This window comes from Patescibacteria group bacterium, assembly GCA_028717685.1.
Classification (GTDB): Bacteria; Patescibacteriota; JAQUNI01; order JAQUNI01; family JAQUNI01; genus JAQUNI01.
Genome location: JAQUNI010000004.1, coordinates 19,448 through 31,617 on the forward strand (window position 1 = coordinate 19,448; position 12,170 = coordinate 31,617).

The 12,170-nt window shown below is 40.5% G+C and carries 11 protein-coding genes and 1 pseudogene; 1 reads left to right on the forward strand and 11 read right to left on the reverse strand.

The genetic code is table 11. From position 1 onward, the window contains the following. Positions 1–175 precede the first annotated feature (175 nt). The 11 genes and pseudogenes from PHW01_04930 to ychF form a co-directional block, all read right to left on the reverse strand. Positions 176–334 (reverse strand): annotated as a pseudogene (locus tag PHW01_04930) (dihydroorotate dehydrogenase electron transfer subunit). A 704-nt stretch (positions 335–1,038) separates the two neighbouring features. Then, positions 1,039–1,626, reverse strand: coding sequence for a histidine phosphatase family protein (locus PHW01_04935; protein MDD5627323.1), 588 nt, complete (start codon positions 1,624–1,626; stop codon positions 1,039–1,041). A 227-nt stretch (positions 1,627–1,853) separates the two neighbouring features. Next, the gene (surE, locus tag PHW01_04940; GenBank protein MDD5627324.1) at positions 1,854–2,657 is read right to left on the reverse strand and encodes a 5'/3'-nucleotidase SurE; all 804 of its coding nucleotides are present in this window, start codon (positions 2,655–2,657) and stop codon (positions 1,854–1,856) included. A gap of 151 nt (positions 2,658–2,808) precedes the next feature. Then, positions 2,809–3,240 (reverse strand): NUDIX domain-containing protein, encoded by a 432-nt coding sequence (locus PHW01_04945; GenBank protein ID MDD5627325.1) that lies wholly within the window; start codon positions 3,238–3,240, stop codon positions 2,809–2,811. Between the two features lie 51 nt (positions 3,241–3,291). Next, positions 3,292–3,831: a flavodoxin family protein gene (locus PHW01_04950; protein MDD5627326.1), complete on the reverse strand. Its 540-nt coding sequence runs from the start codon at positions 3,829–3,831 to the stop codon at positions 3,292–3,294. Positions 3,832–3,901: 70 nt separating this feature from the next. Next, the gene (locus tag PHW01_04955) at positions 3,902–4,582 is read right to left on the reverse strand and encodes a glycosyltransferase family 2 protein (GenBank protein MDD5627327.1); all 681 of its coding nucleotides are present in this window, start codon (positions 4,580–4,582) and stop codon (positions 3,902–3,904) included. Positions 4,583–4,649: 67 nt separating this feature from the next. Beyond that, positions 4,650–6,293: a glycosyltransferase family 39 protein gene (locus PHW01_04960; protein MDD5627328.1), complete on the reverse strand. Its 1,644-nt coding sequence runs from the start codon at positions 6,291–6,293 to the stop codon at positions 4,650–4,652. Continuing rightward, a complete protein-coding gene (locus PHW01_04965) occupies positions 6,217–7,881 on the reverse strand; it encodes a hypothetical protein (GenBank protein MDD5627329.1) in 1,665 nt (554 codons plus the stop codon). The genes PHW01_04960 and PHW01_04965 overlap by 77 nt, the downstream gene beginning before the upstream one ends. An 11-nt stretch (positions 7,882–7,892) precedes the next feature. Beyond that, positions 7,893–8,591, reverse strand: coding sequence for an exodeoxyribonuclease III (locus tag PHW01_04970; GenBank protein ID MDD5627330.1), 699 nt, complete (start codon positions 8,589–8,591; stop codon positions 7,893–7,895). Positions 8,592–8,609: 18 nt separating this feature from the next. Further along, positions 8,610–9,302: an HAD family hydrolase gene (locus PHW01_04975; GenBank protein ID MDD5627331.1), complete on the reverse strand. Its 693-nt coding sequence runs from the start codon at positions 9,300–9,302 to the stop codon at positions 8,610–8,612. 108 nt (positions 9,303–9,410) lie between these two features. Continuing rightward, a complete protein-coding gene (gene ychF / locus PHW01_04980) occupies positions 9,411–10,493 on the reverse strand; it encodes a redox-regulated ATPase YchF (protein MDD5627332.1) in 1,083 nt (360 codons plus the stop codon). 242 nt (positions 10,494–10,735) lie between these two features. Between ychF and PHW01_04985 the strand changes: the two genes are divergently transcribed. Next, positions 10,736–12,106 carry a hypothetical protein gene (locus PHW01_04985; GenBank protein MDD5627333.1) on the forward strand — a complete coding sequence of 457 codons (1,371 nt, stop codon included), beginning with the start codon at positions 10,736–10,738 and terminating at the stop codon, positions 12,104–12,106. Positions 12,107–12,170 lie beyond the last annotated feature (64 nt).

A 12,170-nucleotide genomic window follows, 5' to 3' on the forward strand; every position in this document is an offset into this window, starting at 1 on the left:
AAGTTAGTAGCTTAAAGGCGCTGTTAATGGGGTCGGCGCATACCGTTAGAGAATTTTGTTCTGTAACGGGGTTGACATTTTTTTCTTTTTCAGTAGGACTAGTTGCGGGGCTAGTTATTGTAGTGTCCAGGATTTTTCGTTGAGGGTCATATTTATCCCAGACCACCTTTGCGGCATCAAATACCGGACCCTTTTCACAAACCCTTTGGTTGCCAGAAGTTGTGGGAATTGCGCAGCCCAAGCACGCGCCTACGCCGCAAACTATTATCGTCTCTAAACTTACTTCGCAAGGGATTTGATGCTCTTTTGCGATTTCGGCTACTACTTTTAGCATTGGGCGAGGTCCTACTGCATAGATCATTCTCATATCAGCTGGTAATTGTTTTGCGGAAAGAGTGTTTTCTAGAAGTTCTGTGACTGTTCCTCTATATCCCAGTGACCCATCTTCCGTGGTCATCCTGACCTTCATTATTTCGTATTCCACAGGCGGGCAGATAATTGAGGATTCATTTTTTGCCCCTATCAAAAATAGAGGTTTGGTATGTCCGAGAGAACAGAGAGATCTAGCCCAAAAAATTAAAGGCGCGATGCCCATTCCTCCGGCGACAAGGATAGGGTTCTTAATTTCAGGATTGATGGTAAAGCCATTGCCTCCTAGTGGTCCTCGGAGATCTACCGTGTCTCCTGCTTGTGCTTGCGCTAGCCACTCTGTACCCGGTCCGACTGTTTTATAAAATAAGGAAATAAAACACCCTTCTTCCGCACCGGCAATGCTAAATGGTCGCCAAAACAATACTCCTCCCCCACATTTTACAGTGATAAATTGCCCTGGTTTTGCCTCTTTCGCAACTTCTGGACACTCAAGATTCATTTGGTAAATTAGAGGACCTATTTTTTGGTTCTTTAAGACAGTTGCCTTAATCTCGTAAATCATTTATTCTCACCGCCTTGAACATCAATGTTTTTTTAAATGAGCCATCTAAAAAAGTCTAAAGAGACCTCCTCTTTAGACTTTGTAAAAAATGTCAATAAGTGTGATCATTTGTGTTTTAATTCCGCGTTTTCTATTTTTACAAGAGAAAATTTTCCTGCCCGTTTTTCTAATTCTAATATAGCACAATCTCCAAGATGCGCCAATTCACCTGTTTTGATAATTTCTCGCAGAACGCAACGGATAGGGCCGCCGTGAGTGATAATAGCAATGGTATTATAATTCATCGTTGCAATTTTTTGCCAAGTTCTGATCACTCTTTCTTTAAAGCGGGCATAGGTCTCGGCACCTTTGATGGCGTTGCGATAATCTTTTAGAAGCTCTATTTCTTTAGGGTACTTTTGAATTGCTTCTCCCTTGTTCATTCCCGTTAAAAAACCATAGTTATTTCTTTCGCGGAGGTCCTTAATAGTTTTTATTGGAATTCCTAAAGTATTTTTTAGAATCTTGGCGGTTTCGCTAGCGCGCAAGTAAGGGCTTCTGAAAATGATTTCAATTTTTTTGTCTGTAAGTTTTTTAGCCAATGCTTCGGCTTGCTCTTTACCCCTTTCTGTCAGATGATCGTCATAATCGCCCCCAAAAAGATTTTTAACATCAGATTCACTCTCACCATGACGGATTAAATAAATTCGCATAGTTTATTGTGAATTACGAAATTTTCATAGAATCATAAAACATTCCTCACCTTGACCTGCGGAAGGGTTTAATAAATGACTATTCTCCCACCCCCTCCATCTCCCCCTCGGGCAGGGGGAGAGCCGCTCCCACCCCTCCTTTCTCCCCTTCTGGCGGGGGAAGTGAGTTGCGTAATTTAAGAACAGTTAATATTTTTTAATGAATTTTAGTGTTTCTTCTATAGTTATTATAATTCAATAGTGAAATTTTTGAGTTTTAAACAGACATCTTCTTCTGAAAAGGTTGTTTGGCAAGGGGTGATGGAGATATATCCTTTTCTAATCGCGTTGCCGTCAAATTCCACACTTTTTTCTTTGCTCGCGACCGTGACTGCTGAAGGATGGATATAATAATGCTCTTTGTGATTAATATTGACAGAGCAAGAATAAAAATCGGTTACCGAAGGCAAGGGTTTGGTAAATTTTACTTCGTTACTTTTTAAGAGCGGCAGATTGATATTCAATAATTCATAGCCCCAGAAATTATTTTTCAAAACCAAATCAATAATCTTTTTTACTTTTTGTCCTGGGTACTCGAGATAGGATTCAAGATCCATTTTAAGATCGCCATTTTCATACCAACGTTCGGGCGGACAGTTCCAGCTTACTGCCAGCCCCTTTTTCGCTATTGGCAAATTTAGGGCGCGGAAGGCGGCGGCATAAGTGCCGGAGGACATTATGGCTCCGGTCACATTGGCTCCTAAATTAATCCCTGAAATCACTAAATCAAATATTTCTTTAAAATAATTCCAGGCAAATTCCACCGCGTCGCAAGGAGTGCCGTCAACCCAAATCGCTTTTATACCATTGACCGTAGTTTCGCCCCATCGCACTTTTTGATCAAAGGTTAGCTTGCCTCCTACGCCGCTTTGCTGTTTTTTGGTGCCTGCTATCGTGAGTTTATATTGGTCTTTTAGAAAATGAACCAGAAGTTTCGTACCGATGGAATTATACCCGTCATCGCCGGTAATCAAGATGTTTTTAATTTTCATATTGTCATTGCGAGGAGAGCCTTTAGCCAGATCCCTCGCTTCCGCTCGGGACAGGCTTCGCAATCTCATCGAGCTATATTATACAGATTTATGAGATTGTTTCGGTCGGCATTAGATGCCTCCTTCGTTAATAGGCGATACATTTCATAACTTAAGGTTTAATAAGACTAAGGAATGATTTCGTGGTAGGTAGAAAATCAAAATTGGCAATTTCGGATTTTTTAATCCATTTCAAGTCATGGATTTTAGGATCATTAAGGTGTAGTTTGCCATTTACGAAATGGCAGTGGTAGGCGTGAAGCGTAATGTGCAAAATATAATCCTGATGTTCCCAAATGGCAGAGATGGGTTTTTTTAACTTTTTTAAAATTTTCACATTAAGCCCTGTCTCCTCCGCGATTTCCCGCAAAAGCGCCTGCCTTGATGTTTCGCCTGTTTCTATCTTGCCGCCGGGCACATCCCACTTTAGATGGGCTTTGGGCACTTCGGGATTAAACCGTTGGCTAATTAAAATCTCCCCTCTTTCATTTTCAATAATCCCAATCACACCGGTTATTTTCACGATTTGTTTTGAGGTTTTCATATGATTACTTCTTTGATTTGAGAAAAGTTTAGAGACACTTTCGGAGCAGAATCAATTTAAGCCATTTAATTTTTGAATAATTTTCCCTATCTTTTTATTTGCTTCCGCGCTATTTTTAACTTCATTATTTTTTAAGGCTTGGAAATAGTATGCTTTTTCCGTTTTTATTTTATGCGCGGAGGCGAAATATTGCAGAGCTTCCCCTGCTACTCTTTGTGAATTTTTAATCTTACCGCCGCCCACAACAATAGAGAATATTCTTTTTCCTGCCAGCACGTCAGTTTCATAAAAAGGATTAGTGCGGTCTATAAAATTTTTTAAGAGTCCAGGGACATTGTCAAAATAATTCGGCGTCCCAATCACATAAATATCTGCCCAAGTCATTAGTTTATAAAGTGTATCCATATCATCGTGAAGCGCGCATTGATTGCTCTTGTCGCAGGCGAGACAACCTTTGCAATGGGTGATTTTTTGAATCCTTAATAAAATCAATCTTTTGCTTTTAGTTTTAAGACCTTGAAAAATTTTTTTCAAAATAAATTCTGTATTGCCGTACCGCGGACTGCCAGAGATTAAGAGAAATTTAGGCATAGGGTTGTTAATTAACACTAGAAATCGAAAGTAATTATAGATTATCTTTCTTTTATCTAAAGGTCAACCTTTAAAGCCGACATTTTAGAATCGTCCATAAACCCTTTAGACCATCCTGGAAACGAATTTTTTTGCCTTGGGCAAAGGTGCGCGGATAGTAATGAATAGGTATCTCTTTAATTTTGATTCCCCTTTTTAATATTTTTGCCGTGATTTCCGCTTCTATCTCAAAACCATTTGTTCGCAGATTTAGGGAGCGCGCTAAAGTAAGGGGCAGCAGCTTATAACACGTGTAGATATCCGTTAACTTTGCGCGAAAAAGAAGATTGGTAATGCCAGTTAGAATTTGCACTCCTAAAGAGCAGCACAGATAGCCTTCTTGTTTTGGTTTTAAATTGCGAGAGCCATAAACTACAGGCGTGTCTTTATTCCGAGATCGCAATAGCACTTTATAATCTTCAGGGTCATATTCTAAATCCGCATCTTGAATAAGAATGAGACTGCCCTCCGCTTTATTCAACGCGGTTCTGATTGCCCTTCCTTTGCCTAGATTCTTGGAATGATGGATTAAGCGCAAAGGCAATTGATTTTTGAGTGTTTTTAATATTGTTAATGTGCGGTCAGAAGAGCCATCATCAATAATAATAATTTCTTTTTCATAATTTAAAGAAGATGCTTGCTGGACCTTTTCTAAAATTTTAGCAATCGTATTTTCTTCATTAAAAACAGGAATGATAATAGAGAGTTTCATATGAAATTTATCTGTCTTTCGCGAGAAGGCGTTGCTTATGAGCCTTGGGTAGCGTCCATAAATTTTTTTATTTAGCCTCAAAAATCAAAATCACATCCAGCCAAGAAGGCGCGCGCGGCGGCGCAGGCTCCTCAATTTCCATTAGACGAAAGTTAGCTTGTAATTTTTGGCGCAAGATTTCATTCAGGGGATTATCTGTTTTATAGAGTACCCAAATCTTGCGACCGGACACACTTTGCGTTTTTAGCTGCTGGACTAAATCTTCCGCCTCTTGCGCATATTTGTTTTCTTTCTTGAGCATATCCTTCAGATTTTTCCAACCAGTATGAATGCCCATCTCCGCGGGATAGTAAAACAAACTGAATTTTTTTTTGCCTTGATTCTCGCGGCTGAAATAATAATCAAAAGTGGCACCGGACAGGTCTGTGGCAATAACCATATCCTGATCACGTAAGCGGTTGAGTAAAGAGAGGCTTATGGTTTTGTCCGTGCTTTGATATTGGCGAATAAGATCTTGTTCTGCTACCACTTTTTTGGCAGCAAAGATTACAAGAGTAATGGTTAAAATCGCAAGCAGGAAACGGCTTCTGATTTGGGCAAAGAAATAAGCTAAGAGTAAAAGAAAGGCAGGCAAGACAATTATTTCATAGCGTCCCGCCACATAAATAGGTTTAAACTTTGAAACAGCGAAGGCCGCGATTAAGGGAAAAATAAAATATAGGACGAGACTGGTCCATACTACGGTTTTTAGCTGATGGTCGCGAGTAAGATGCTTCTCGTCTAACTTCGGGCAGGATATTTGGAGTTCCCGCAGAAAAAATATATAAAAACCTGCAATAATCGCAAAAATAAGGTAAGGCCAAAAAACACCGAAGGTGAAATATTTAAAACTTTGCCCTAAAATTTCAATTTTTACTTTACTTATCCAGGCATTTACTCCCATTTGGCTTTGATGGATGATGATTAGAATATTCGGCACAATTAATAACAGGATCAGGCATATTGTTCCCAAGATTTTTTTAAAAGGCAAAGGATATTTTTTGAGACGAAAAATAAAAAGGCTTAAAATTTGACTAGCCAGAATTAAAAAAATCCAAGGATGGGTATAGATGCCGGCAAGCGTGGAAAGAAGATAAAAAATGTAAGCGGAAATTTTATCCCTGCTCGCCGCCCTATGAGCTCGTGGAGCTTCACTTTCGCGCGTGATTTTCCAAAAAAAGTAAAAAGAGGCAAGGCCTAAAAAAGCAGCGAGAGTGTAGGGTCGAGTTTGGGCGCCAAACCAGAGCAGGAAATAGCTGGTGCTAGCGAGGATACTGGCCAGCAGGCCTGCTTTTGGACTTTGAAAAATTTCCTTGGCGACTTTAAAAATGAACCCGATTAAAACCAAAGCCATACAGGCGGAGAAGCCGCGCAAAGCCGTCTCACTATTTCCCCAGATCAAACTCCAAATTTTCATTATATAGATGTAAAAAAGAGGGTGGCCATCCATAACTGCTCGGCTGTAAATTTGAGGAAAAGGCAGCGCGATAATTTTGGCTACCGCCGCTTCATCCAGCCAGAGAGCCCTTGCGCCGAGGTGGTCAAAAATAAAAAGCGCAGCCAGGACAAGGCAGGCGAGCAAGCCTAAAAGAGGCTTATTTTTTATTATTCTCAATTTTAAATCTTTCACGCGGGAGGACAAATTGTTCAATAACTTTTTGATTTTGGGCATTGCGTTTTAAGAAAATAAGGGTGTAATCATCAACAAAGACTGGCGCCCAAGCAGGATCTTCAACGCGCTCGACTAAAAATTTTTGCGTCCAAGGAGTGAGGTCGTGATAAGCAAATACGATCGCGTTAAAGTTGTATTTTTGTTCTTGCGCTTGCCAGATTTCTTCTTTTTCCTGCATAGGAATATAGACTTCTTTGAAGAAAGAAGCGGGATAAGCCTCTGGTCGGTTATCAACGAAGATACGTTCCCGCGGATAAAGGTGAAAGATTAAATAACTTCCAATATCGTAATTATTAAAAATAGGTCCTTTAATTTTTTCCTTTTGCAGAAATTCCGCCGCCGCGCTATTTCCTGGGGAAAGTCCTAAACGGACATTATAATTTATTTGGCATTTGGGGTCGGATAGAAAGAAAATCAAAATAAAAATAGCAGTGAGAACATATGCGATTTTAAAGGACCAAGAATGAAATGAAATCCGAGAGGCAAGAATATTCTTTAAGTTAATCGCCAAGATAGGTAAAGTAAAAAGCCCAGAAAGCGTAAAATTGCGCAAAGCCCACCAGCCCATAAAACTAAAAATCGCGGCAAGGCAGAAAAGGGGCAATGAAAATTTACCCTCCTTCGCCGAAAGCCACGGCTGTAAGCCCGTGGATATAGGCGAAGAGGGTACCCTTCCGTAGCTCCGAAGGAGCGAAGGAGGGTAGGCTTCGGAAGGGTTTCGTCGCTGAAAGATTAGTAAGAGAGCAAAGCTTAAAATAAGCAAGCCGAAGATGATTTCAAAGAGCAGGAGATTAGGATCTTGCAATCCGTATTTTTCTAAAAAAATCACGGATTTATTTTCTAAAATCTCATAGCCATAATTTTGAAAAATTTTGAACGGATAGATCGCCCCTTTAGCAAAAAATGGGTTAATAAGGCTTGCAAGGCAAACCAAAATTAAGATGAGACCGATTTTTTTGATTTTTTGGGGGGAGAAAAAAACAAGCCTTTCTAATAAAAAAACAGCGATTAAAACCGGTCCTAGGAAAAAATAAATATGGGTGTTGACCCAAAGGATTTGGATGATCGGCAGGAGAAAAAGCCATTTAAAGGGAAGCCGACCATTTCGGTATTCCCAAAGCAGCCAAAAAAACAAACTTGCGAAAAGATAGGTGAAGATTTCCGGCCGCGCTTCGCCGCGCTCCGCAATGAGGGGAAGGACTAAAAAAGAAACGATGCTCGCAAGTCCTAATCCCGCCTCTTTTTTAGTTAGAATGAAAAAGAGCGTGAAAACGATAAAGCTGGCAACAACATAGAAAAGATGTAGGCCAGTAAAACCCGTAAATTGCAAAACAAGGTAAAAGATTACCGCGCTGCCCCAATGGTGGTTTACAAAGGGGAAATCAGGATAAGTGTAAGAATAATAATTTTCAAAAAGATGTTGAAAATTGCCTTGCAGGATAAGCTCGCCATTTTTCAGGTGCCGCCCTAAGTCTGCCGTGGTTAAATCAATGGGGCGAATTAAAAAAAGAGAGTACCAAGTAAGCAAAAGAAATAAGACAAAAATAAATTTCTTTTTTTGAATAAAGAAATCTGTAATTTTGGGCATTGTTTTTGGACTTATATCTCTATCCCTATTGGGCAATGATCCGAACCCATTACTTTAGGAAGGATGAAAGCTTTTTTTAAATGCGGAGCAAGCGGCTTAGAGATGAAGGCGTAATCAATCCGCCAGCCTAGGTTGCGAGAACGGGCGTTATAAAAATAGGGCCACCAAGTATAATGGCCGCCTTTCTCGCGATGAAGTTTACGGAAAGTGTCTGTAAAACCTAGAGCGATGATTTTATCTATCTGTTTTCGCTCCAGGCTCGTGAACATAGTATTATTTTGGTTGTCTTTAGGTCGGGCAAGGTCAATTTCTTGATGCGCGATATTAAAATCGCCAATCAAGACCACCTTTTTATCCTTTAGTCGTTTTAGACGCCGCAAAAGGCATTGATAGACCTGAAGCTTGTAATCCAAATTTTCTTTTTGTCTTCCGCCGTGGGGGAGATATAGATTAATCAAAACAAACCCCGGATAATGCAATTCAAGTATTCTCCCCTCCTCATCGAATTTTTTTAATCCCATCTTTGTATTTATCTTGTTCGGCTTTTGTTTGGTATAAACAAGAGTACCGGCATAGCCTTTGCGGCGCGCGGGATTGACATAGACGAGGTAATCGGCGGGGGTAAACAAATCCGGGGGGATTTGATCTTTTTGGGCTTTAATTTCCTGCAAGCAAACAATATCCGCTCGGCTTCGGGTTAGCCACCCCAAGAAATAATTTTCATAAAATTATCCCTTAAAAATTTTCAATAAATCTTTTAAAGAATAAATCGTAAAATCAATAGTATTTTTTGGAATTTCTTCGCGCTGGTCCAAGTTATAAAATACAGTTGTCATTCCTAATTTTTTGGCAGTGGCTAAACTCCTTTCTATATTATCGTCAATCATTGCCGATTCTTCGGGTTTGGCTTTTGCGTCGCGCAAGACAGTTTGAAAAAAAATAGGGTCGGGCTTGAATAAATTATATTCTTCCGAGATGCCTACATACTGAAAATAGGATAATAGTGCTCCTCCTGATAATTTTTCTTTTATTTCCGTTGCTTGATTGGCAATGATTCCGAGACGAAAGCGAGAAGATAATTTTTGCACCACAGGGAGGGCTTCGGGTCGGATGGGCGTAATTTGATAATATTCCATTTTCTCCTCGGCTCGCTTGGCTTTAAGCTCCTCGTAAGCTCTCTCGGCTTTCTTTTGGTTTTTTAATATTATTTGGAAAGTATTTAGGACTAAACTACCTGTTTTCCCACTTGCTTTGATACTAGCTCCGAGGAGTGCAATAGGCGTAATTTCTTGGTGATAACGTTGCAAAATCGTTAGCATATTTTTTATAAGCCAGTTCTCATAGCGAGTTTTGTCTATCAAAACACCGCCTACATCAAAGAAGAGCCAGTTTAATTTTTGTTTATTAGTTGTTTGGGGCACGAAATTGTTAATAAAATGAGATTACAGATGGTCTATATCAGTGGTCCTGGAAAGGAACAAAAGAATAGACCCCTCCCAAACCTCCCCTTAGCAGGGGAGGAAAATAGTTTATGCGCCGTGTTTAATCTCAATCACATCGCCGTCTTGAATAACATATTCTTTACCTTCGGTTCGGATTAGCCCTTTGGCGCGGGCTTCGGAAAAGCCGCCGGCGCTCACTAAATCCCGCCAATTAATCACCTCGGCGCGGATAAAGTTTTTTTCAAAGTCACTATGAATTACGCCGCCCGCTTGAGGGGCTTGAGCGCCTCGCACAGTAGTCCAAGCGCGCGTCTCATCTTCTCCGGTTGTCAGAAAGGTAATGAGATTTAAAAGCACGTAGGCTTTTTTGATTAAAATATCCATCTCCGATTCCTTGGGCAGTCCTAAAGCGGCGCGTTCCTCCGCGCTTAAATCCCCTGCTTCAAATTCATTTTTAATATTCATAATAAGATAAGGCCAGTTTTTCTCTTTAAACTTTTTTAATATTTCTAATGACACTTCTTTTGCTTCGCCGTTCAAAAGATACAGCCTGGGTTTCAGCGTCAGGAGCTGATATTCTTGGATGAAAGGTAATTCTTCCGGAGCAAAGCTTTGTTCGGTTAAGATTTTGCCCTGCTCAAGGAGATTTTTTATTTTTTGAAAAAAAATGTGTTTATTGACCGCCTCTTTACTTCCGGTTTTCGCTTCCCTGTCCGCTCTTTGTATAATTTTATTTACTGTGTCTAAATCTTTTAAAATTAGCTCTAAATCTAGAATCTCCTTTTCTTTAATAGGGTCAATAATATTTTGCGTGTTTGCGACGTTTTCATTCTTAAAAGCGCGCAGGATATAAATAATGGCGTCCACTTCGCGGATATGGGCTAAAAATTGATTGCCTAAACCTTCGCCTTTATGCGCGCCAGCGACTAAGCCGGCAATATCCACAAATTCAATTGTGGTATATATTTTTTTGGCGGAATGGGTAAGGTTGGCGAGTTTGTCTACCCGTTCATCGGGTACCACAACCACGCCCACATTGGGATCAATGGTGCAGAAAGGGTAGTTCGCCCGATCTACTTCTTTTTTAGTTAAGGTTTGAAATAAAGTTGATTTGCCGACATTGGGCAAGCCAACAATGCCGATGGACAAAGACAATTTTATTATTGTCATTCCCGCCCCGTAATAAATATGGGATAAACTCCAGCGGGAATCCAGGATTAGTGCTATTAACCTGGATCCCCGAGCCTACTTCGCCGAAGCAGGGCTTCTGGCTGCGAAGGCTGAATCGGGTCGGGGATGACAGAAGGTAAATATTTTGACAGTTATCTACTTTTAAAGTACATTAAAATGATCGTTTTGGCTAGGTTCTTTAGATAATAAGTGGTCTCAATCTATTGTGAGGAGGTATTACAATGGTTTTTAAAAGCGCGGTAACAATGGTGCTTGGAATGAGTGACGGTGGAACAATTTACAGGTTCGCGCCAGATGGGGTAAGACAACTGGCAAAAGCGGACATAAAGTGGGATTATGATTCATATGGCAGATATTGGAGTAAACCTTGGCTTTTGAGTTTTTGCAATTTAGCTGCAAGTTATCAGGGTACAGATGGTTGTCTTGTTTCGGGGGTGCCGGGGGCAGATTTGGCAGTATGCCGTAGTGAAAGCGAAGAATGGAATCCAAGAATTCCGATGGTGTATGAATTCTTGAATTATACTTCAGTACCAGAGAAATCACTAAAAGAAATTCAAGATATTATACCGCCGCGTGAAATATACCTTGCGACAGGAGTGCATGTTGAAACTTTCCAACCCTGGGCACAAATTCAATATATGTTGGATATGGGCTGGGATTTTGAGAGTGACCATATTGAGAGCATTGTGCCTTTGAGTGATTTGATCTCATCTTATTTAACAAATGGCGGGGCAATGATGGGTGGTCCAAGTATGTATAAGTCTCAAGGTTTATTAGTCCACAGCATATTAGAGAGACTTTTCCCGAATTTTCACCAAAAAATCGCGCATTGGCCGCCGTGGGAATTAGGACAAAATTTTGCCGGTGTTTATCCTGGCGATCATGATTCAATCCTCTCCAGGTTGATTGGATTCCTTCTTTCGCCTTGGGTGTTATGGACCGGATCCTGGGTTGGCGTGGCGCGGTTTATGCAAGGACTTTTGGCAAAGCCGAGCAAGACAACTTTTGACGCGGGAATTGCTTTTGAAGGCGCGGGCTGGACCGAGGCAGCAATTACCAATACTGGTATGTATGGCATAATCTATAAGGAATTGTTAAGGCGAGCAGGTCTGAAATACTCTGAAGTACAAAATATTGTATCACAGAGAATTTGGGAAGAAGATAGCCGTATTCTTGATTTGAAAGGACTACCGAATAAAGCTGAAGAAGCGGTGGATTGGTTGGTAAAAAAATGCGCGGCAGGACTCAAGTCAAATTTAAGCGAAGATGATAAAAAAATAATTTCTCTACGTGTGGCTATCTTTAGTTTCATTAAATCAGTTGCTAAAGCCTGCGCGAATGATTTAAAGAATGTTGCCTACGCTCTTGGTTTGGATATGCCGACAAAAGTCGCTATTACCGGCGGTTGGGCGGAAAATGAATTCTTCAAGTTAGCCCTTGGTGAGTTGGGGATTGAAGTAATTGTTCCCTATTTCGCGCATAATGCGACGCACGCGGGGCTCGCGGCGTTCGGATTATCCGAAGGCAAGGGATTTCCGCAGTTCTGTGAAGCTGTGGAAATGATTGAATCTTGGGCAAGAAAATCTAAATAGTTTTTTCCAAGATTGCTTTCTAATTTTTTAGAAAGCTTTTTTAATAGTAAATAATCTTTGACAA

Bases quoted from the DNA above. Each gene is read 5' to 3' on its own strand.
- PHW01_04935 (MDD5627323.1), bottom strand. From the start codon at position 1,626: ATGCGAATTTATTTAATCCGTCATGGTGAGAGTGAATCTGATGTTAAA.
- surE (MDD5627324.1), bottom strand. From the start codon at position 2,657: ATGAAAATTAAAAACATCTTGATTACCGGCGATGACGGGTATAATTCC.
- PHW01_04945 (MDD5627325.1), bottom strand. From the start codon at position 3,240: ATGAAAACCTCAAAACAAATCGTGAAAATAACCGGTGTGATTGGGATT.
- PHW01_04950 (MDD5627326.1), bottom strand. From the start codon at position 3,831: ATGCCTAAATTTCTCTTAATCTCTGGCAGTCCGCGGTACGGCAATACA.
- PHW01_04955 (MDD5627327.1), bottom strand. From the start codon at position 4,582: ATGAAACTCTCTATTATCATTCCTGTTTTTAATGAAGAAAATACGATT.
- PHW01_04960 (MDD5627328.1), bottom strand. From the start codon at position 6,293: ATGCCCAAAATCAAAAAGTTATTGAACAATTTGTCCTCCCGCGTGAAA.
- PHW01_04965 (MDD5627329.1), bottom strand. From the start codon at position 7,881: ATGCCCAAAATTACAGATTTCTTTATTCAAAAAAAGAAATTTATTTTT.
- ychF (MDD5627332.1), bottom strand. From the start codon at position 10,493: ATGACAATAATAAAATTGTCTTTGTCCATCGGCATTGTTGGCTTGCCC.
- PHW01_04985 (MDD5627333.1), top strand. From the start codon at position 10,736: ATGGTTTTTAAAAGCGCGGTAACAATGGTGCTTGGAATGAGTGACGGT.